This is a genomic window from Streptomyces sp. NPDC051173, from assembly GCF_040689515.1.
Taxonomy (GTDB): domain Bacteria; phylum Actinomycetota; class Actinomycetes; order Streptomycetales; family Streptomycetaceae; genus Streptomyces.
The window spans coordinates 1-20,909 of the sequence record NZ_JBFBBD010000109.1 but is presented as its reverse complement, the minus strand read 5'-3'; the positions used below and the strand labels follow the sequence as shown (position 1 = coordinate 20,909).

Below are 20,909 nucleotides of genomic sequence, written 5' to 3'. Positions count from 1 at the left end.
TCTCCTACCACCCCTTCACCCGCCCACTCGACCTCATCGGCCTGCCCTGACCTGCACCACCACATGATCACCAGGACTTTGAATCAGCCCTGGGTTGCATGCAGATCCTGTCTCTGACTAGTGGCACGTACCCCGTTGAGGAATCTGTCATAGTCCGGGGCGCCCTTTTTGGCGTTGTCATCAAACATGACGTCAGGGAGATTCTCAAGCTCTGAACATTTCCCATCTGGGGGGCATCGTAACCGAGCCAAACGATGGATGCAGTCGATTTGTTGAACTTCCGCGCCTCAAGGAACGTCTGCTTCGCTCGATTGATCCCACCTTTGGCGAAATCTTCGTTCAACATCGTGTCGAGCCCCGGGACATAGGCCGCCACATTCTTTGAGTTATCGGGGTCACCGAACGAAACAATGGCCCTACCGTTCCCCTTGTCCCCGATCCCCAGCAGGAACATCGGTGGATAAGTTTCCTCCTTCAGCCTCTGGTCGATCAGCTTGAGCCCCTTGAGCTGAGTCTGCGATTTATCATCGTCCTGTCCGTCCAACTTCGCCATGAGGATGGGCAGATAGTCACGGTTGGCCTTGTCGCGCACAGCAGAGGGGATTCCATCAAGGTTACCGATCGCGTCGGGAAACAGCGCGATGAACTCGTCCTTCCTCGCCTGGGGCTGCTTGTTCCACCAGTCAAAGTTCTCCTTGGGTGACTTCCCCTTGCGACCCTTCAGTTCCGCCGAGTACTTGTGCGCTGCCAACTGGACATCTTTCAGATCCTGTGCGACATCCGCCCAGTCAGTCTGGTCGAGCTTTCCGTTCGTGTTGAGCTTCTTCAGGACGCCTGCGTAGCGGCCATCGGTGTCGTGCGCATCCTGCAACGCTGTCGCTATGCGGTCTGCAATCTCCTGGGCCTTCGCCTGGTTGGAGTCAGAGTTAGCCACAAGAGGGAGGCCACCAGCCCTAGCCGGTTGCTGAAGGAAGGGAACCTTCGTCGCTTCCGTCGTCGGGAAATTGACCGATCCATCCGGGTTGACCGTGAACTTCAGGTCCTCGGCGTCCTTGAGGGCCTGCTTCAGCTTGTTCTGCGGGCCTTCCAATTCTTCGGCGAGGCCGCTCAAGGCAGTTCGTATGAGGCCGCACTCGGCATGAATGTACTGGTAGTTCTTACTCAGCCTGGTCAACTGCTTGAGGGACGCCTTCGCCGCGTCCCCCTCCTGGGTACCACGCAGCGTGGCCAGCATCTGGCTTTCCACCCGGCCCATCGCCACGCTGGCACGGTTACTCACCTTGGACCACGCCTCGGCCGCCTTGGTGAACTTAGATCTGTCCAGCTTGGTCAGTTCGTCGATCGTGACCATCGGGGATCAGCGCCCCTGCCTCGGCTGGCTGTAGCCATCAATCTTCGATGTCGTAGCGTCGAACAACTGAGGGTGCTTCAGGATCGTGATAGCGGACTTAATGTCCTCATGCAGCTCGGCCGCGACACCTCCTGCGGTGGTCCAGGGCTTTGGACTCGCCTTGTGCGTACCGCTGTCGCCTCCCCCAGAGACAAGCTGTATTCGGGCATCGGGCATCTTGAGACTCCCCCTGTGGGACGGATATGTGGTGAAGGATGACGGCTGTTCCGGCCCAGCGGCGGCGCGCGAACAGGACCGAAGCGGTGACGGTCGCGCCCAGCACGGTCACCACTCCAATTCGCCGGAGTGTTCAGTACTTACCGATGTCGACACCCTGCGGTGCGCGATATGTCTGCGAAGTCACGTTGAAATTGATCAAGTCCGCCTTTGAAGCGCCCGGACCGTTGCCATCCCCGGCATGCTTGATCAGCAGTTCAGCGGAGAGGGACGCACCGTCCTTCTCATGTACAGCTGCGAGCTCGGGCTGCTGTGCTTGGGAGTGGGCCCGACCATAGTGAGTGACACGCCATCCGTTCCGAGGAAGCCACTCACGAAGTCTGTCGAACCCTCGGGTCAGCTCTTCCGGTGAAAGCTTCCAGACCGACCAGTCATGTTGCATGGAGTACTGCCCATCCGGCTGGTCATAGGAGACAGCAGCAGGCCCTCCAGGTGTCACCTCACCGTGCAACTGCGTAGCATCAAGAAGCCCACTCGACAGTCGGCCGACAAGAGCTTCCGCATCCTTCGGGTGCAGCGTAGGTGCACTCTCTGAAGCAGATTTCACCGAATTCCCATCTTTCTTCTCCGCCGCACTCGCGCACCCTGCAACAGCAGCGACAAGCGAAATCGTCACCGCAATGCGCCGCAGCAAACACCAGGGCTTGAAACCAGTCTGCACGGCCATCACTTGAGCTTCACCCGACCGTACTGTTCCACGATGACCCTTCCTTGGTTCTCGATACTCAGACTCGGCTTGCCCGGCTGCCCGTTCTTACCTTCGGTGTAATCCCAGTAGCCACTGTGCCCCTCGGTGTCCGTGTCCATCTGCTGAGCACCGAATTTTGCATCATTTGGAATGACGAAATCCAGCCCCTCTCGGTGACCGTGAACGTACTTGCCCCAGTCGCCCACATCGTCGTCCCCCTCGCGCGCATGTTCGTTCCACACGTGCCCCTTGGGGACGTCCATCTCCGAGGCGCGACCGACCTGGACCCCTGGGCTTCCGGCGAATACGACATCGTCCGCTTCCAGGTTTCCCTGCCGTGCTGCCGAGCCGACGACCGTGGTGCCGTAACTATGCGCCACAGCAGTCACGTGCTGGTTGACATCCGGAGCGTGGGAGGCGTGCAGGCCCGAGAAGAATTGGTTGACCGTTGGAGCTGCGTCATCCGCGTAACTGCTGTGCGAGGCGTCCTGCTTCACACGCTGCGGCGCATCGTAGCCGTACCAGGAAATGGTCGATATCGTCTGGTCGGGCGCAAGGGCCGTACTGGTACGCCAAAGCTTGTCCGAACGTCCAAGACCGTCCTCTATCTTCTCGAGACGGGATCCGGTTCCCGGCACATAGACAGCCGTGTGCTGGGCGAGGTCAGGATTCCCATTGGCGACGACTGCATGTCCACGGCCATTCGTATCAAAGCTCAGCAGAAACGACTCTGGGAGACCCTTCGTAGTCGTGTTGACGAAACGATCCTGGAGAGCCTCGATCCCTGTCTTGATCCCAGCTACGCGCTCCTTCTCTTTCTTCCATTCCTTCCACTCATCCCTGACTCGCCACTGTCCTCGCGTCCTACGCTCATATTGCTTCGGCTCATGCGCTTCGATGTAACGCAGACGCTGCTCGATATCCGTCTGGTCCTGCGTGAGGACCAGACGGTTGGCCTGATCACGGACAGTGGCAGGGAGGCCGTCAAGCGCACCAATGCTGGCCGGGTGCAGGGCAACGTGTTCATCCTGCTCAGCCTGAGAGAGCCGTGCCCACCACTCAGCATTCTCCTTGGGCGACTTGCCCTTGGGAATCTTGTCCTCTGAGAAGTGCTTGCCCGCTGCGGCACGGACGTCCTTCATGTCACGGGCCACATCGGCCCAATCGGTCTGGTCCAGCGTGCCATTGGTGTTGAGCTTCCGAAGTGCCGTGGCGTAGCGGCCGTCTATCTCCGCCGCGTCCTGGAGCACCGTTACGATACGGTCTGCTATCTCCTGTGCCTTGGCCTGGTTGGGGTCCGGCTTCCCAAGCAGTGGCACGTTGCCGGCGTACGCCGGCTGTTGGACGAACGGGACCTTCGTTGCCTCTGACGTCGGGTATTGACCGAGCCGTCCGGGTTGACCGTGAACTTTAGGTCCGCAGCATCCTTGAGCGCCTGCTTGAGCTTGTTCTGCGGGCCTTCCAGTTCTTCGGCGAGGCCGCTCAAGGCAGTTCGTATGAGGCCGCACTCGGCGTGGATGTACTGGTAGTTCTTGCTCAGCCTGGTCAACTGCTTGAGGGACGCCTTCGCCGCGTCCCCCTCCTGGGTACCACGCAGCGTGGCCAGCATCTGGCTTTCCACCCGGCCCATCGCCACGCTGGCACGGTTACTCACCTTGGACCACGCCTCGGCCGCCTTGGTGAACTTAGATCTGTCCAGCTTGGTCAGTTCGTCGATCGTGACCATCGGGGATCAGTGCCCCTGCCTCGGCTGGCTGTAGGCGTCGATCTTCGACTTGGTCGCGTCGAACGACTGCTCCACCTTGACGTCGTTCTCACCGAACTTCGTCCCTGCCGTCTTCAAGCTCCCGTCGAGCGCGTGGCATTCGTCCCGTACGGCACCGAGACGGTCACCCCAGCCGCTGAGTATTCCGGTCAGCGCCGCAGCACTCACAAAGCCGGTCGTTCCCGACTTGATTTCGTCATGGGCGTGCTCAAGGTCCGTGAGAGCGGACTTCATGTCCTCGTGCAGCTCGCCTGCGACGCCTCCGGCGGTGGTCCAGGGCTTTTGGCTCGCCTTGTGCGTGCCGCTGTCTCCTCCGGCGGAGGCCAGGCGTATTCGGGCATCGGTCATCGTGAGGGCTCCCCCTGTGGGACGGGCATGGTGAAAGGTGGTGAGTGCGCTCAGGGCCTGCGGCGGCGAGCGATGAGGATCGGGACGGTGATGGCTGCGCCCAGCAGGGCGGCTGCGCCGATACCCGCAGCGATCCAGGTGGGGGTCGGGCCGTCGTCGCCCTTGGAGGCGGCGGCTTGCTCCTGCACCTCTCCGGCGGCGGACTTCGATTCCGTCCCCGGAAGCGGGCTCACGTCCGCCGGGCCGGGGTCGCCTGGGTCCTTGAGGGCGATACGGGGGCGGACTGCGCCGTAGCCGATCAAGTCCGTGCGCTTCTTGCCGTTTTCGGGGCCGCCGGCGGTGTTGATGAGGACGCGGGTGATCTGGTTGGCGGTCCAGGTGGGGTGGACGGACCAGAGGAGGGCGGCGGAGGCGGAGGCGATTGCGGAGGCGTCGCTGGTGCCGTGGCCCTTGCACAGTTGGGTGCCACCTGTGCATGCGGACACCATTTCGTCGCCGGGGGCGGCGAGGTCCACTTGGGGCCCGTGCTCGGACTCCCTCGTCGAGGTGCCGTCTCTGCCGATGGCTGCCACACCGATGACCCCAGGAGTGGCTGCCGGGTACTGGATGGGGTTGTCCTTCTCACCGCTGTTGCCGACGGCTGCGAAGATCATCTTGCCTCTGCTCAGCGCATAGTCGATGGCCTTTTCCACCTCGATGCTCCGGCCCGGACTGCCGAGTGAAATATTGATGATGCGGGCTTCTGAGTCCGCTGCGTAATGAAGCGCCTTGACCATGGCGAGGGAATCATCGCGGAAGTTATTTTCATCGACACGCACGGGGAGGATCTTGGCTCCCGGAGCAAGGCCGTACGCCCCGAGCTCGCTGCCCCTCTTGCCGGTACCGGCGATGAGCGCGGCCATTCTCGTACCGTGGCCATCAGTGTCCATGCGAGCGTCCTCCTCGTCTCCCGAGAAGTTCCTCCCTTCGAGGACTTGGTCCTGCAAATCAGGAAGCCTCGCGTCCACACCCGAGTCGATCACTGCCACGGTGATCCCGGTGCCCTTACTGGTCTCCCACATCTCTTCGGCGTGCATGGCGTCCAGGTGCCATTGGCGGGAGCGGATCGTGTCGGCAGAGGCCGGTGAGGCCGATGTCGCGATCAGCATGCCGAAAACGGCGGCGGCGGTCGCCCGCCCACTACGTCCAGTACGGGCAATGCGCATGCGGAATTCCTCTGTCATCAGGTGGCGTCAGTCGATGACCGGCGGCACCACACGTTTGTTGCCTTGCGACCAGGTCTCCTCGTCCTCGACCAGGTAGTCGGGGCGTCGGCCTCCTTGTCGCCGTCCTGGAGGGGCACTGCCCAGGCTCGTGGCGGGCATCCCCGCCATCCCGCCGCCACGCATGCCGCTCTGGGCTGCCGGGCTGCCCACTCCTGTTGGGCGGTTGCCCACCAAACCGGATCCACCCGGCGTGAAAGGCCGGTCCGTGGCCGCCCCGCCTGGGCGCGGCATCGGAGGACGGCTCCCGGCTACCCCACCGGATCCACCGCCGGGCCCCACCTGCGTCCGCCCCTGGCCAGGCTCCGTACCGATGACGACTCCCCGCGAGGGGCTCCCCGTCGGCGACTGTGGGATACGGGGCACCAGACGGCCGCCGACGATTCCATCACGCGGCACCACCGGTGCGGAGACAGTCGGACGCCCGGGGAGGGAATCGCGCCCGGGAGCCGTCGGCTGCCGAGTTCCCGGCAACGTCGGGACACGACCGACGCCACTGCCAGGGCCCCGGCGGTCACCGTCGGGAACAGGCAGCGGGGCCAACGGCAACTGGGGGTGGGCCCTGTCCGTAGAACCGTCCGGGCGTGGGGTGGCCATGCCCTCGCGGTACGGCGCGGGGCTGGGCACGTGAGGCGCGACCAGTCCTCCGTCGAGATCCACGCCGTGCGACCCACCGGGACGTACGGCATACCCGGACGGCGAGTGTGCCGTCGCACTGCCTGTAGTCGTACCGCCCGTCGCGGCAGTGAGCCCAGTGGCCGACGACGCGGACGGACCAGCAGATCCGGGCGCATCTGAGCCGCCCGGCAAAGAGAGGTACTCCCTACCCTCTAGGCGCGGGCGCGGCGGCACGAACCGATCCGGCGCCGGCGGAAAATTAGGCCGCTCCGCCCTCATCAACTGCACGCCCGACGCGTTATAAGACTCCGACAACTTCTTCAGCAACTCAGCCGCATGCATGTGGTCGTCATGCAGTCGCTTCTGCGCCTCGTAAGCCTGGCGCTGCGAAGGTGCCGACCCGACAGCCGGCATGTCAACGACGGGCTCCTGGATTACCCGCATATTCGGCGGCTGGGCGTTCAGGTAGGCGTCCACCGTCGCCTTCGACCCCGCCGAATACTTCGGCATGTCGCGTTTCACCTGGCCCAGCGTCACCGCGGCGTGGTTCATCCACGTGCCCGCGTTCTCCGCGTAGTGGCCCAGTCGCAGAGTCGCGTTGGACATCCGAGATCCCCAGCCGCGGAATGCCTCGCCGCCCTCGCCCTGCCAGTGGACGCGGTCCATGTGCCGCTTGAGGTCGTCGCCCAGTTCCTTGATGGCGGTGGAGGCGGCCGTCAGCCGGTGGGCGAGATCGGTGATCTTCTGGGCGTCCGCAGGCTCGACCATCGCCTGGAGCTGTTCGTGGGGGATCGACGTGAAGTCGTAGGTGGCGAAGGGGGAGGGGAACTGGCGACGCGGATCAGCGGGGTTGGCCAGCGGGGAGTTGGCCGGAGAGGAGTTGGCCAGGGGGAAGTCGGGCACGGTCACAGCCTTCCCTTGCCGTCGCCGGTCGCCGACCCGGGCGCGTACGGGTCACGGCCCGGGTCGTACTGCCGCTTGATCCGGTTCTGGATCTCCCACATGCGAGCGCGCTGGTCCTCGTCCGTATTGGCGTAGGCGACACCGGAACCGTCCACCGCCATGCCCAGGAACTCGATCTGGTCGGCGAGCAGCTTGGAGAGCGTCTCCAGTTGCTGGTGCACATCGTTGTAAGCGCCGTAGAGCGCGTGGGCGGCGTTGAAGCCGGTACCCAGGTGCGCGCCCTCGATGCGGGTGTCGGCCATGCGCGTGGGAGCCGCCTCGGACTCGCCGAGGTTGCTCAGGAGCTCATCCACACGTCCCTTGAACGTCCTGAGGGAGGACAGCTCGGCGGCGAGGCCGCCCGACGGATCCTTGCTCACGCGCGTCCCACCACTGTCTTCCCCAACCACCCGACGGCACATGTAACTTCCGGCTACACATTACTGTCGGGCAGTGACACGCACATGAGTACGCCTACTCAGACCGCCCCCGCGCCCACCGCCGCCTGCGGGCGGATCGGGAGGCGGTTGACGGGGCGTCCGGTCGCCGCGCGTACGGCGGCGGCCACGGCGGCCGGGGCGGTGACGACGGGGACCGCGCTGATCGCCTTGGCGCCGAAGGGGGCGACGACGTCGCGTTCCTCGACGAGCTTGACGATGCGGATGTCGGGGGTGTCCAACGACGTCGGCAGGGAGTATCCCGTGAGGTCGGGGCGGCGGACGAGGCCGCCGGTGGTGCGGAGGTTCTCGGTGAGGGCCGCGCCGACGCCCTGGGTGATGCCGGCCTCGATGCGGGCGCGGGCCTGCCGGGGGTTGAGCACGCGGCCGACGTCCTGCGCGACGGCCATCTCCACCACGCGCACGGAGCCGAGTTCGATGTCGACGTCGACGACGGCGCGTACGGCGCAGAAGGCGATGCCGACGAAGGCGTCGCCCTGGCCGGTGTCGTCCAGGGGCTCGGTGGGGTGGGGGCGGCACTGGGCGGTGGCCCACAGCTCCTTGCCGTCGAGGGCCTCGGCGACCGTGGTGCTGAGCACCCCGTCGTACGAGGTGATCTTGCCGTCGGCGATGGTCAGCAGCTCGGTGGACATGCCGAACTGGTGGGCCAGCGGCTGGAGGAGCTGGGTGCGCACCATCCGGGCGGCCCGCTCGACCGCGCCGCCGGAGACCCAGGTGTGGCGGCTGTGCGCGCCGGGGCCGGAGGGGGGCTGGTCGGTGTCGACGGGGGCGATGTGGACTTCTTCCAGGCCGAGGATCTCCTGGACGATCTGGCGGGCGAGGGTGGCGAAGCCCTGGCCGGTCTCGACGGCGGCGCAGATGACGGTGGCGACCGAGCCGGTGACCTTGACGGTGGCGGTGGACACCTCGTCGGTGCCCTCCGCGCCGAGCATGTGGACCATGCCGAGGCCGTAGCCGACGCCGCGGCGCACCGCGCCCGGCTCGCCGGCGCCGTCGAGGCCGCCGGGCAGCAGCCACTGCTCCTCGGGGTCGTCCACGGGGAGGGCGGGCAGCGGGAAGTCGCGTACGGAGCGCAGGAGTTCGGCCACGGGGGCCGGGCAGGTCACCGTCTGGCCGGTGGGCAGGAGGTCGCCGGTGGCCATGACGTTGCGCAGGCGCAGCTCGGCGGGGTCGAGGCCGAGGCGGGCGGCGAGCTTGTCCATCTGGCCCTCGTAGGCGGCGCACACCTGCATGGCGCCTTCGCCGCGGACGTGGCCGGAGGGGGGGTTGTTGGTGCGTACGGCCCAGCCTTCGACGAAGGCGTGCGGGACGACGTACGGGCCGCAGGCGAAGGCGACGGCGGCGGCCAGCGCGTCGGAGGAGGAGTCGGCGTACGCGCCGGCGTCCAGCAGGATCTGGGCCTCGACCTTCACCAGCTTGCCGTCGGCGTCCGCGTGGTGGCGGTAGCGGAGCAGCGTCGGGTGGCGGTGGGGGTGGCTGAGGAAGGACTCCTCGCGGGTGGCCGCGAGCTTGACGGGGTGGCCGGTGCGCAGGGCGAGCAGGCCGAGGGGCAGCTGCATGCCCGGGTCCTCGCGGTCGCCCATGGCGCCGGGGACGCCGGTGACGACGACCTTGACCCGCTCGGGTTCCAGGCCGAAGCAGGCGGCGGCGAGGTCGCGGTCGGCGTGCGGGTCGGTGGACGCGGTGTAGATCTCGACGCCGCCGTCGGGGCGCGGCACGGCGAGGCCGGCCTCGGCGCCGATGGGGGCGGGGTCCTGGCGGCCGATGCGGTAGAGGCCCTCGACGACGACCTCGCCGGTCGCCTCGGGGTCGCCGAAGCTCAGCGGGATGTGCCGGATCAGATTGCCGTCGGGGTGCAGGGGTTCGGCGGAGAACGCCTGCTCGGGGTCGGTGACCGGCTCCAGCGGCTCGTACTCGACGGCGATGGCGGCGGCGGCGAGCCGGGCGGTGTCCGGGTGGTCGGCGGCGACGGCGGCGATCGGCTCGCCGTGGTGGCGCACGAGGTCGGAGGCGAAGACGGGGCGGTCGGCGACGCGGCGGCCGTGGGCGGCGTCGCCGGGGACGTCCTTGTGGGTGACGACGGCGCGCACGCCCGGCATGCGGGCGGCCTCGGCGGTGTCGATCGAGAGGATGCGGGCGTGCGGGTGCGGCGAGCGCAGGACGGCGGCCCACAGCAGGCCCTCGGCCCACAGGTCGGCGGCGTACGGATAGGTGCCCTGGGTCTTGGCGTCCGCGTCGGCGGCGGGCAGGGAGACGCCGAGGCCGTGCGGGGGCGGCTCGGCGGGGCCGCCGGACAGGGCGGACGACGCGACGGAGGTCGCGGTGGCGGCGCCCTCAGCCGTACCGGCCGTTCCCGCCATTCCGCCCATGCCGCCCGTTCCCGTCATGCCGATGCCCTTCCGCTGCCGCCGCCGTGCGGGCCCGCCTGGTGCGGGATGCGTGCCTGTTCCGTCTCCGGCTGCGCTTCGTCCTGTGCGGCGGCCGCCGCCGCGCGCTCGCCCGCGACCTGGCGCACCGCGTCGAGCACGCCTCGGTAGCCGGAGCAGCGGCAGAGGTTGCCACAGATGGCCTGGCGGGTCTCCAACTCGCTCGGGGCGTGGTTGCCTTCGAGCAGGTCGTGCATGGTCATGGCCATGCCGGGTACGCAGAAGCCGCACTGCACGGCACCGCACTCGGCCAGCGCCCGCTGGACGTCGGAGGGCCGGCCGTCGACGGCGAGGCCCTCGACCGTGCGCACCTCGGCGCCCGCGGCGGTCGCGGCAGGGACGAGGCAGGAGGCGACGAGCCGCCCGTCGACCTGGACGGAGCAGGCGCCGCACTCGCCCTGCGAGCAGCCGTCCTTGGCCCCGGCGAGGCCGAGGCGCTCCCGCAGGACGTAGAGCAGCGACTCGCCGATCCAGGCGTCCGTGACGGGGCGGTCGGTGCCGTTGACCCGCAGGACGTACGAGGCGCAGGGGTGCTCGGTGTGCGGGTTCGCGGGCTCGGCCGGGTGCGGAGGCTCGGGGAGTTCGACCGCGGACTGCGCGTCCTCCGCGGCCGGTTCCGGCTGCGCGCCGGTGACGTCGTCGCCGTCCGTGGGCTCTTCTCCCGCGGCAGCCGCAGGAGGCGTCCACCCGCCAGTCTGATGATCGCTCGTATCGGTGACCTCTGTGGCGTCCTGAGAGGAACCACCGGAGGGCGAAGTGGAATCGGCGTCGGACGGCCCGGGAGTCGCCTCGGCGAGGCCGCTGAGGGCGTACTCCCCGGATTCGTCCGCCGGTTCCCCGGACACAACCGGAATCGACCACTGACCGGCCGGGCCGGCCTCAGGGGCGTCATGGGCGCCGCCGGGCGGCGCTGCCTCGGCGGGCTGCTGCCAGGCGTGCGCGCTGCCGCCGTGCGGGGTCCACTGCTCGGGGGTGTGCGGGCCGGCGTCCGGTACGCCGTCGCCGTGCGGGCCGGGGTGACCGTGGAGTTCGGCGCCCTGCGGAGCCGTACCGCCGCTCAGCACGTACGCGCCGGGGGCGCCCGCCGGGTCGTCCGCGCCGGAGGCGTGCGGGGCGGACGTCGGGGGGGCGGCCGGGAGGTGCGGGTCGCCATGGCCGTGAACGTCGACGCCGGGCGCGACCGCTGCCTGCGGGGCGGACCGGTCCTGTGGAGCGACACCTTGCTCGGCCACGGACCGCGCAGCCGCCTGCCCGTGCGGGTCGGCGCTCTGCGCGTCTGCGGCCTGCGGGTCGGGCTGGGTCTGCGGGTCGACGCCCCGCGTACCGGCAGCCTGCTGGGTGGGCTGCCCCGGCGAGTCGGTGCCCTGCGCGGCCGGCTGACCGTGCGCGTCGGCCCCCGGCTCGACCGTGCCCTGTGCGGCAGCGGCGTGCGGAGTCGCGAACGCGCCCTGTGCGGCCGCGGAGTCGTGGGAGCCCGGCGCGGCGGGCGGCTGGGGCACCGCGTACGCGGCGGCGGGGTCGTGCGGGTCCGCGTGCCGCGCCTCCTGCCCGCCGGGGCGGCCGTGCAGAACGTATTCGCCCGACTCGTCCACCGGGTCGTCCCCGGCGGCGGGGACGGTCCAGTGGCCCTGGGCCGTACGGTCGGCGGGGTGGGCGGCCTGTGCTTCGTGGGCGTCCGAAGGGGCGTCCGACGGGGTGTCCGACGGCGTCGCGAACGGCATCGCCCACTCCGCCGTGGCGTGCGGGTCGGCGCCGCGGCCGTGGGTGCCGCCGTCGGCCGGGACGTCGGTGCGCGGGGGTTCGTAGGACGCCTGGGCGCCCCACTGCTCCGACCACTGCGGCTGCGCCTGGACGGGCGCGTGCGGCTGCTGCCAGGACTCGCCCGTCGGCGGGGTGTAGCCGCCGGCGCCGGTGGCGGCCAGGGGGTCCCAGCCGCCGGTGCCGGACAGCGCCGCGCCCGGGTGGGCGAGGAGTTCGGGCGGGAGCTGCACGAAGGCGGTGCCCTCCGCGTCGTACTCCGCGCCGCGCGGGATCGGCTGCCAGCCGGCCGGGCCGACTTGAGCGTGTCGCTGCTGTTCGTCACTCACGCGAGTGCCCTCCCCAGAGCTCGGCGGGCCAGAGTCGCCACCGTACGACGCAGGTGGAGCGCGGCGGGCGGCAGGGTGCCCGGCTCGCCGCCGTCGGGGCCGGGCGCGGGGTCGGGGATGCAGGCCGCGGCCACGTAGTCGCCGAAGGCGGCGCAGGCTTCGGGCGCGAGCGTGCGCTCGCCGTCCCAGTCGATGAGCGAGGCGACCCAGCGCTCGGCGTCCAGCGGGCGCAGCGGCATGGGCGCGACGGCGCCGACGGCGCACCGGACGTTGCGCCGGGCGGGGTCGAGGACGACGGCCACGGACGCGACGGCGCGGCCGGGACCGGTGCGCCCGGTGGCCTTGAGGAAGGTCTGCGGGGCGTGCAGCAGGGGCACGCGGACGTAGCCGATGAGCTCGCCCGGACGGAGCATGTCGAAGCCGGTCAGCAGATGCCCTATCGGGATCTCCCGCCGGGCGCCGCCGGGGCCCGCGATGACCAGGTTGGCCTCCAGGGCGGCGAGCACGGGCAGCGCGTCACCGGTCGGTGCCGCCGAGGCGATGTTGCCGCCGAGGGTCCCGGCGTTGCGGATCTGGGGCGGCCCGGCGGCGCGGGCGGCGGTCGCGAGCGCCGGGATGAGGGCGGCGAAGTCGGGCCGCCCCATCCGGGCGTGGGTGAGTCCGGCGCCGAGCAGGGCGTGGCCGTCCTGGTACTGCCAGCCGCGGATCTCGCTGATGCGGCCCAGGCCGACGAGCCCGGCGGGCCGCAGCAGCCCGGAGTTGACGGCCGCCATCAGATCGGTACCGCCCGCGACGGGCACGGCGGCGGGCATGGCGGTCAGCGCCGCCACGGCCTCGTCGAGCGAGCCCGGCAACGTCACGGTGTGCGTCGCCTGCGGTGCGTGCGTGGTCAACCCAGCTGCCCCTTCCCCGGTGGTCCCGACTCTTCCCGCCTGATACCGCCTGATCCCGCCGTACGGTACGTGCTGTCGGCCCGGACGTGGCAACTCTGGCACATCTTCCGCGTTCGTCGTCGCGAGGGTCCGCGAACCGCCGGTCCGTATCCGGGACGGCGAATGGTCCGGAATTCCGTTCTCTCGCCGCTGTGTGCGGATTGCCATCGTTCGGGGGCCCTTGTACGGCTTACGGCGTGTGTGGAAGGACCACCGTGCCAGGGACCCGCCGTGGGGGCGGGGAGCTTGGCCGTGGCTCACACGATCGGGGGCGCGCCCTCGATCGGGCGTCCGAGGAGGCCGGGGCGGCGCTGCCAGGGGCGGGGGCCGGCGGGCGGGCGGTAGTCGACGCCGAGGGCGTCGAGGCGGGCGTAGTGGCCGGTCATCCGGCGTTCGAAGCCCGCGTGGTCGCGGTCGGCGGGGGCGGGCAGGCGGGACCAGGCGGTCTCGGCGAAGGCCGCGAGCCGGGGGAACACCTGGTAGTCGACGCGCTGCTGGTCCTCCGTCACCTCGGTCCACATGTTGGCCTGCGCGCCGATGACCCGCGCGGCCTCGGCGCCGGTGAGCTCCGGGGGTACGGGTTCGAAGCGGTAGACGTCCTCCAGGGTGCGGACGTACCCGATCGGTACGGGTTCCTCGGTACCGGCGGCCTGCCGGTGGTCGAGGTAGACCTGTTGCTCCGGGCACATGATGACGTCGTGTCCGGCGCGCGCCGCGGCGATGCCGCCCGCGTAGCCGCGCCAGGACGAGACGGTGGCGCCGGGCGCCAGGCCGCCCTCCAGGATCTCGTCCCAGCCGACGAGCCGCCGGCCGCGCGCGGCGAGCCAGCGGTCGAAGTGGCGGATGAACCAGCTCTGGAGCCCGTCCTCGTCCGCGAGCCCCTCCGCCGCGATGCGCGCCTGGGCGGTGGGCGAGGCCCGCCACTGGTCCTTGGGGCACTCGTCGCCGCCGAGGTGGACGTAGGTCGAGGGGAAGAGTTCGAGGACCTCGGTGAGCACCTGCTCGTAGAAGGCGAGGGTGTTGTCAGTGGGGGCGAGTACGTTGGGATTGACGCCCCAGGTGTCCCAGACCGGAAGGGAGGCGGTGTCGATGACGTCGGTGTTGCCCAGCTCGGGGTACGCGGCGATGGCGGCCTGCGAGTGCCCCGGGATGTCTGTCTCCGGCACGACGGTGACGTGGCGTTCGGCGGCGTACGCCACGATCTCGCGGATATCGGCCCGCGTGTAGTAGCCACCGTGCGGCCGCTCGTCCCACAGGGGCGAGTCCCGGTGACCGAGCTTGGTGCGGGCGCGCCAGGCGCCCACCTCGGTGAGCCGGGGGAACGCCTCGATCTCCAGCCGCCAGCCCTGGTCGTCCGTCAGGTGCAGGTGGAGGACGTTGAGTTTGTGGGCGGCCAGCAGGTCGATGTAGCGCAGTACGCCGTCCTTCGGCATGAAGTGCCGCGCGACGTCGAGGAGCATGCCGCGCCAGTGGAAGCGCGGGGCGTCCTCGACGATGACGCCGGGCAGCTCCCAGGTCCGCCGGTCACTGACGGGCGCCCGCCGGAAGGCGTCCGGGCCGAGCAGCTGACGGAAGGTCTGCGCGCCCCAGAAGACGCCCGCTTCGCTCGCGCCCTCGATGGTGACGCCGTGCTCGTCGACGGTGAGGCGGTACGCCTCGGGGCCCTCTTCCCCGGCGAGGCCGGGGAAGAGGGCCAGTCGGAGGCGGCCGTGGCCCGCGCCGGGCGGCAGGGGCAGGCCCGTGGCCTGGCCGACAGTGGCGCGCAGCCAGCGCGCGACCCGGTCGGTGCCGGGGCCCGCGTCCAGTTCGGTGTGCTCGTCGAGGGTGTGCGGGGTGGCGGTCGCGCCGATACGTCGCGGGGCCGGGATCAGGTCCGTCTCGTAGTCGCTCATGCAGGCGATCCTTTCCCGGATCCGCCCCTTCGCGCAGCCCCCGGTCGCGACTCCGTCCGGTGCGGGCACCCGGCCCCGGAAACGGGACGGCCCCCGGACGCGCGTCCGGGGGCCGTGGGAAGTCGGGGTGGGGGCTACTTCTTGTCGCCGCCCTTGCCGCCCTTGTCCTTGTCTCCTCCGGCGCCCATGCCTTCGAAGATCTCCTTGCACATCGGACAGACCGGGTACTTCTTCGGGTCGCGCCCGGGGACCCAGACCTTGCCGCAGAGGGCGACGACCGGGGATCCGGAGAGCGCGCTCTCCATGATCTTGTCCTTCTGGACGTAATGGGCGTAGCGCTCGTGGTCGCCGTCGCCGTGCGACACCTGCGGTGTCGGCTCTACGAGGGTGCCGGTCCCTGCCCCGCGCTCGGGCTCAAGAGTGCTCATGGATCCCAAGGGTACTGGGGGCCGACGCCTTCGGGTCCGCCCCGGGCAGGTCAGTCGCCCGGCAGGTCGCGCGGCCCGCCCGTACGGCCGTCACGGCGTGCAGCAGCAGCCCCGCGCCGGCGATGCCGGCGGCGGCCCAGGGCAGCGCGGAGGCGTGGATCCCGGAGGAGAGGGCGAGGCCGCCGAGCGCGGATCCGACGGCGCTGCCCAGATAGAGCGCGGAGTTGTTCAGGGCGAGCACGACCGGGCCACGGCCGGGGCTCAGCGCGAGCAGCCGGTGCTGCTGCGGCACCTGGAGCGCCCAGCCGCCCGCGCCCCAGAGCACCAGGGCGAGTCCGGCGGCGAGCGGGTGGGGCGCGAGGGCGGGCAGCAGCGCCTGCGCGGCGGCGACGGCGGCCAGGACCACCCCGACCAGCGCCCGGATCCGGCCACCGCGGTCCACCAGCGGCCCGGCCGCGAGGCTGCCCAGCACCCCGCCCACGCCCCAGGCCCACAGGTACGGGGTCACACCGTGGACACCGCCCGCCGTCTCCAGCACCGGCGCGAGATAGGTGTACAGCCCGAGGCTGGCGACCGCCGCGAGGAAGGAGACCGCGACCACGGGTGCGACCGAGCGGTCGGCGAGGGCGGCCAGCCGGTCGCGTACGGCGGCCGCGGACGCCGCGGGCAGCGGCGGGAGCAGGGCGGCGAGGCCGGTGAGCGCGACCGCGCCCAGGGCCGTGACCAGCCAGAGCGTGGCCCGCCACCCGGTGCGCTCGGCGAGCAGCACCCCGAGCGGCACGCCCAGCACCGTGCCCGTGCTCATCCCGCCCATGACGAGCGCGAGGGCCCGCCCGCGCCGCTCCGGCGGCACGAGCGTGGAGGCGGCGGCGGTGGACAGCGCGGAGTAGAGGCCCGCGCCCGCGCCGGCGACGACACGGGCCGCCAGCAGCAGCGCGAAGGTGGGGGCGAGCGCGGTCGCGGCGTTCGCGACGGTGAAGACCGCGAGCGAGACGATCAGCGCGGCCCGCGGCCAGCGGCCGGAGAGCAGCGTCGCGAAGAGCGGCGCGGAGACCGCGTAGGCGAGGGTGAAGACCGTCACGAGCTGCCCGGCGAGGGCCACGGTCGTGCCCGTGTCGTCGGCGATGGCGGGCAGCAGCCCGGCCATGACATAGGCGTCCAGCCCCAGGGTGAACGACCCCAGGGCCAGCAGCAGGACCTTGCGCACGCTTGTCTCCCGTCCTCTTTTTCATCGACTTCCATCGACGTGCAGCGGCTTCCACCGGCTTTCACCGGCTCGATGGACCGCGAGGCTAGGCAGCGGGCGACGGCGCGCGGAAATGCTTCCGGGGGCCTATTTATGCTTCGCACACATGAGTGATCTCAGCGGGGTCGAACTCCGCCAGCTGCGCTTCTTCGCCGCCGTCGCCGAGGAGCGGAGCTTCACCTATGCCGCCGCGCGGCTGGGGATCGGGCAGCCCGCGCTGACCCGCGCCGTCCAGGCGCTGGAGGAGGCACTCGGCGCGCGGCTGCTGGACCGCACCACGCGCCGCGTCGAACCCACCGAGGCGGGCCGGCGGCTGCACGAGGAGCTGTCCGGGCTGCTGCCGCGCCTGGACGACGCCCTACGGGCGCCCGCCGAGGGGACCGTGCTGCGGCTCGGTTTCACCTGGCTGCTCCCCGAGGAGTGCGCCCGCCTGGTGGAGCGCTTCCGCGCGGCGACCGGCGCGGGCGTACGGCTCGTGCGCCGGGACGCGGCCCTGGCCGGGCTCGACACCGGGGAGACCGACGTGGCGGTGCTGCGGGGCGAGGAGCCGGAGGGCGTACGCAGCCGGGTGCTCTTCCACGAGGAGCGCGTCGCGGCGGTCGCCCGCACCTCGCCGCTGGCGCGCCGCCGCGTCCTGGGCTGGGCCGAGCTGGCCGGGCTGCCGCTGGTGGTCAACACGGTGAGCGGCACCACCCGCCCGGAGCTGTGGCCGGAAAGCGACCGTCCGCGGGTGGCGTGCACGGCGGGGAACTTCGACGAGTGGGTGGAGTCCGTGGCGGCGGACCACGGCGTCGGGGTGGCCCCGCGCGCCGCCGCCGACCGCTATACGCACCCGGGCGTGCGCTTCGTACGGCTGAAGGACGCGCCGCCCGTGCCCGTACGCCTCGCGGTGCCGGCGCGCGGCGCGCATCCGCTCGCGGAGCGGCTCCTGGGGCTCGTGCGGCCGGTCAGTTGAGGCTGGGGTCGTCGGGGTAGGTGGCGACCATGGCCAGTTCGTTGCGCTGGCGGCGGAGCACGGCCCGCCAGAGGTGGGCGGGGTCGGGCGAGGACACATCGCCGGGCTCGGACTCCACCACGTACCACGCGCCCTCGACCAGCTCGTCCTCCAGCTGGCCGGGGCCCCAGCCCGCGTACCCCGCGAAGATCCGCAGCGAGCCCAGGGCCGCCGCGAGGAGCTCCGGCGGCGCCTCCAGGTCGACCAGGCCGATCGCGCCGTGCACCCGCCGCCAGCCGAGCGGGCCGTCGCCGCCGGGCGGCGTGGCGTCGCCCGGGGCCTTGCCGTGGCCCTCCCCCGGCACCACGCCCACGCCCAGCGCGGAGTCCAGCGAGACCGGGCCGCCCTGGAAGACGACGCCCGGCTCCCCGGCGAGCGCCGCCCAGGACTCCAGGATGTCGCCGACGCCGACGGGCGTCGGGCGGTTGAGGATCACCCCGAGGGACCCCTCCTCGTCGTGGTCGAGCAGCAGCACCACCGCGCGGTCGAAATTCGGGTCAGCGAGCGCCGGTGTCGCGACAAGCAGTCGTCCTGTGAGCGAGGACACCTCGGACATGGGCACATGATCCCGCATTTCGGGCCGGGACGGGGGCCGGACGCCCGACTCCGGTGCGAAAGCGGCCGCTTCGCGGATAACCGGCGGCGTAACCGGTAGCGACCATTCCATTAACGCAGCGTGTTGTTGCCAATCCATGACATGCCCTGAGCCCCCTTACGCATACAGGAGGGCCCCCCGGTCGCATTACCCTTTCTTCTTGCCCCCTGCCCAACTCCAGGAACGCGAGATCCATGACCGGCCCTGACGATGTACTGCTTGTCCACGGCGGCACCCCTCTCGAGGGCGAGATCCGTGTCCGCGGCGCGAAGAACCTCGTGCCGAAGGCCATGGTCGCCGCGCTGCTCGGCAGCGGACCCAGCCGGCTGCGCAATGTCCCCGACATCCGCGACGTGCGTGTGGTCCGCGGCCTGCTCCAGCTGCACGGTGTGACGGTCCGCCCCGGCGACGAGCCCGGCGAACTGATCATGGACCCCTCCCACGTGGAGAGCGCCAACGTCGCCGACATCGACGCGCACGCCGGCTCCTCGCGCATCCCGATCCTCTTCTGCGGCCCGCTGCTGCACCGGCTGGGCCACGCGTTCATCCCGGGCCTGGGCGGCTGCGACATCGGCGGCCGGCCGATCGACTTCCACTTCGAGGTGCTCCGCCAGTTCGGCGCGACCATCGAGAAGCGCGAGGGCGGCCAGTACCTGGAGGCCCCGCAGCGGCTGCGCGGCTGCAAGATCCGCCTGCCCTACCCCTCGGTCGGCTCGACCGAGCAGGTGCTGCTGACCGCCGTCCTGGCGGAGGGCGTCACCGAGCTGTCCAACGCGGCCGTGGAGCCGGAGATCGAGGACCTCATCTGCGTACTGCAGAAGATGGGCGCGATCATCTCCATGGACACCGACCGGACCATCCGGATCACCGGTGTGGACTCGCTCGGCGGCTACAACCACCGCGCCCTGCCGGACCGCCTGGAGGCGGCCTCCTGGGCGTCCGCGGCGCTGGCCACCGAGGGCAACATCTACGTCCGCGGCGCGCAGCAGCGGTCGATGATGACCTTCCTCAACACCTACCGCAAGGTCGGTGGCGCCTTCGAGGTCGACGACGAGGGCATCCGCTTCTGGCACCCGGGCGGCTCGCTCAACGCGATCGCGCTGGAGACCGACGTGCACCCCGGCTTCCAGACGGACTGGCAGCAGCCGCTGGTCGTGGCGCTGACCCAGGCGTCCGGGCTGTCGATCGTGCACGAGACGGTCTACGAGTCCCGGCTGGGCTTCACGTCCGCGCTCAACCAGATGGGCGCGCACATCCAGCTCTACCGCGAGTGCCTCGGCGGTTCCGCGTGCCGCTTCGGCCAGCGGAACTTCCTGCACTCTGCGGTCGTCTCCGGCCCCACGAAGCTCCAGGGCGCCGACCTGGTCATCCCCGACCTCCGCGGCGGCTTCTCGTACCTGATCGCGGCCCTGGCCGCCCAGGGGACGTCCCGCGTCCACGGCATCGACCTGATCAACCGCGGCTACGAGAACTTCATGCAGAAGCTGAAGGAGCTCGGCGCGAACGTCGAACTGCCCGGCGGCACCGAAGCCTGACGGCCCTCCCCCGGCCGGACGAACAACCCGGCTGGGGGTCGAAGCCTGACCGCCCTCCCCCAGCGGGACGAACACCCCGGCGGGGTCGGAGCCTGACCGCGACGGCCTTCCCGGGCCTCGCGGAAGCCTGATGCGCCGACAGGCGTGCAGGGGACAGTCCGCTCTGACGGGCCGTAAGCGTCTGTATGGGCCATTCAAGGCCCGTACAGACGCTTTTCCATGTCCGGCCATGTCCGGGGTGCTCCGGCCGCCCCGTACGGCCCTCACGGGCCCGTGGACGCCAAAAGGGCGGCCACCCCCCAGGGGGTGGCCGCCCTTCGCGCTGGGGTCTTACTTGCCCTTGGCGGCTTCCTTGAGCTTGGAGCCCGCGGAGACCTTCACGCTGTAACCGGCAGCGATCTGGATCGGCTCACCCGTCTGCGGGTTGCGAGCCGTGCGAGCGGCACGGTGGGTGCGCTCGAAGGTCAGGAAGCCGGGGATGGTGACCTTCTCGTCGCCCTTGGCGACGATCTCACCGACGGTCTCGGCGAGCGCGGCCAGGACGGCGTCGGCGTCCTTGCGGGTCACCTCGGCGCGGTCGGCCAGCGCGGCCACCAGCTCACTGCGGTTCATGTTGTACTCCCGTGTTCTTCTTGCCAATGAGGCGTGAGATCGAAGCCGATGCTGCCAGGGCCCTCGGACAGTCCCCGGACCCGGGTCTGTTGCCAGACCCTCGCGCCCGGTTACGCATCCTGCCCCCACCAGTGGCGGGAAAGCCAATCCGGCACCCTGGAGAGTCACACGGAAAGCGGCACAGCCTCGGATACAGCCGCATTTCTGCGGCCTGATTTCTGCCCGACACCTTATGGGCAGGTCGCGGGCCCGAAGGCCCGCGACGCGCCGTCATCAGGCGGTCGTGGTGCCCGTCACAGCCGCGCCGGCGGCCTTCGCGGCCTCCCGGACGGCCCCGGCGACGGCTCCGGCGACCTTGTCGTTGAAGACGCTGGGGATGATGTAGTTGGCGTTGAGTTCGTCCTCGGCGACGACGTCGGCGAGGGCGCCGGCGGCGGCGAGCATCATCTCGGTG

18 protein-coding genes and 1 pseudogene are annotated in these 20,909 nt (G+C 70.5%); 2 read left to right on the top strand and 17 right to left on the bottom strand.

Annotation, left to right across the window (positions count from 1 at the left end):
• Nucleotides 1-67: 67 nt before the first annotated feature.
• From AB0435_RS32215 to AB0435_RS32150, 14 genes are all read right to left on the bottom strand, one after another.
• Complete coding sequence (locus AB0435_RS32215) at nucleotides 68-1,351, bottom strand: alpha/beta hydrolase (RefSeq protein WP_366428557.1); 1,284 nt, start codon at nucleotides 1,349-1,351, stop codon at nucleotides 68-70.
• Between the two features lie 349 nt (nucleotides 1,352-1,700).
• Nucleotides 1,701-2,294, bottom strand: a complete 594-nt coding sequence (locus AB0435_RS32210) for a hypothetical protein (protein ID WP_366008364.1) — start codon at nucleotides 2,292-2,294, stop codon at nucleotides 1,701-1,703.
• Nucleotides 2,294-3,565, bottom strand: coding sequence for an alpha/beta hydrolase (locus tag AB0435_RS32205; RefSeq protein WP_366428556.1), 1,272 nt, complete (start codon nucleotides 3,563-3,565; stop codon nucleotides 2,294-2,296). Before AB0435_RS32205 ends, AB0435_RS32210 begins: the two co-directional genes overlap by 1 nt.
• Before the next feature lie 17 nt (nucleotides 3,566-3,582).
• Complete coding sequence (locus tag AB0435_RS32200; protein WP_366008366.1) at nucleotides 3,583-4,041, bottom strand: hypothetical protein; 459 nt, start codon at nucleotides 4,039-4,041, stop codon at nucleotides 3,583-3,585.
• 6 nt (nucleotides 4,042-4,047) lie between these two features.
• Nucleotides 4,048-4,428, bottom strand: a complete 381-nt coding sequence (locus AB0435_RS32195) for a hypothetical protein (protein ID WP_366008367.1) — start codon at nucleotides 4,426-4,428, stop codon at nucleotides 4,048-4,050.
• A gap of 50 nt (nucleotides 4,429-4,478) precedes the next feature.
• Entirely contained in the window at nucleotides 4,479-5,633 is a 1,155-nt protein-coding gene (mycP, locus tag AB0435_RS32190; RefSeq protein WP_366008368.1) for a type VII secretion-associated serine protease mycosin, read from the bottom strand.
• Nucleotides 5,634-5,660: 27 nt separating this feature from the next.
• Complete coding sequence (locus tag AB0435_RS32185; RefSeq protein ID WP_366428555.1) at nucleotides 5,661-7,217, bottom strand: hypothetical protein; 1,557 nt, start codon at nucleotides 7,215-7,217, stop codon at nucleotides 5,661-5,663.
• Nucleotides 7,214-7,630: a hypothetical protein gene (locus tag AB0435_RS32180; RefSeq protein WP_366428554.1), complete on the bottom strand. Its 417-nt coding sequence runs from the start codon at nucleotides 7,628-7,630 to the stop codon at nucleotides 7,214-7,216. Before AB0435_RS32180 ends, AB0435_RS32185 begins: the two co-directional genes overlap by 4 nt.
• A gap of 98 nt (nucleotides 7,631-7,728) precedes the next feature.
• Nucleotides 7,729-10,068: a molybdopterin cofactor-binding domain-containing protein gene (locus AB0435_RS32175; protein WP_366428558.1), complete on the bottom strand. Its 2,340-nt coding sequence runs from the start codon at nucleotides 10,066-10,068 to the stop codon at nucleotides 7,729-7,731.
• A 23-nt stretch (nucleotides 10,069-10,091) separates the two neighbouring features.
• Nucleotides 10,092-12,221 (bottom strand): 2Fe-2S iron-sulfur cluster-binding protein, encoded by a 2,130-nt coding sequence (locus tag AB0435_RS32170; protein ID WP_366428553.1) that lies wholly within the window; start codon nucleotides 12,219-12,221, stop codon nucleotides 10,092-10,094.
• Nucleotides 12,218-13,114, bottom strand: coding sequence for an FAD binding domain-containing protein (locus AB0435_RS32165; RefSeq protein ID WP_366008275.1), 897 nt, complete (start codon nucleotides 13,112-13,114; stop codon nucleotides 12,218-12,220). Before AB0435_RS32165 ends, AB0435_RS32170 begins: the two co-directional genes overlap by 4 nt.
• 296 nt (nucleotides 13,115-13,410) lie before the next feature.
• Nucleotides 13,411-15,045 (bottom strand): beta-N-acetylhexosaminidase, encoded by a 1,635-nt coding sequence (locus AB0435_RS32160; RefSeq protein ID WP_366008274.1) that lies wholly within the window; start codon nucleotides 15,043-15,045, stop codon nucleotides 13,411-13,413.
• Between the two features lie 134 nt (nucleotides 15,046-15,179).
• Entirely contained in the window at nucleotides 15,180-15,473 is a 294-nt protein-coding gene (locus AB0435_RS32155; protein ID WP_116212048.1) for a DUF3039 domain-containing protein, read from the bottom strand.
• Nucleotides 15,460-16,680 carry an MFS transporter gene (locus AB0435_RS32150; protein ID WP_366008273.1) on the bottom strand — a complete coding sequence of 407 codons (1,221 nt, stop codon included), beginning with the start codon at nucleotides 16,678-16,680 and terminating at the stop codon, nucleotides 15,460-15,462. The genes AB0435_RS32155 and AB0435_RS32150 overlap by 14 nt, the downstream gene beginning before the upstream one ends.
• 145 nt (nucleotides 16,681-16,825) lie before the next feature.
• On the opposite strand from AB0435_RS32150, the gene AB0435_RS32145 reads away from it, so the two are divergent.
• Complete coding sequence (locus AB0435_RS32145; protein ID WP_366008272.1) at nucleotides 16,826-17,674, top strand: LysR family transcriptional regulator; 849 nt, start codon at nucleotides 16,826-16,828, stop codon at nucleotides 17,672-17,674.
• Here the strand turns inward: AB0435_RS32145 and AB0435_RS32140 are convergent.
• Nucleotides 17,667-18,269 carry a YqgE/AlgH family protein gene (locus AB0435_RS32140; RefSeq protein ID WP_366008271.1) on the bottom strand — a complete coding sequence of 201 codons (603 nt, stop codon included), beginning with the start codon at nucleotides 18,267-18,269 and terminating at the stop codon, nucleotides 17,667-17,669. The two genes, AB0435_RS32145 and AB0435_RS32140, sit on opposite strands and share 8 nt — an antisense overlap.
• A gap of 233 nt (nucleotides 18,270-18,502) precedes the next feature.
• On the opposite strand from AB0435_RS32140, the gene murA reads away from it, so the two are divergent.
• Nucleotides 18,503-19,843, top strand: a complete 1,341-nt coding sequence (gene murA, locus AB0435_RS32135) for a UDP-N-acetylglucosamine 1-carboxyvinyltransferase (RefSeq protein WP_366008270.1) — start codon at nucleotides 18,503-18,505, stop codon at nucleotides 19,841-19,843.
• 330 nt (nucleotides 19,844-20,173) lie between these two features.
• Here murA and AB0435_RS32130 read toward each other — a convergent pair whose 3' ends face one another.
• Nucleotides 20,174-20,455 (bottom strand): HU family DNA-binding protein, encoded by a 282-nt coding sequence (locus AB0435_RS32130; protein ID WP_071961969.1) that lies wholly within the window; start codon nucleotides 20,453-20,455, stop codon nucleotides 20,174-20,176.
• Between the two features lie 273 nt (nucleotides 20,456-20,728).
• Nucleotides 20,729-20,909: pseudogene (locus tag AB0435_RS32125) on the bottom strand (NAD-dependent malic enzyme); the annotation flags it as partial.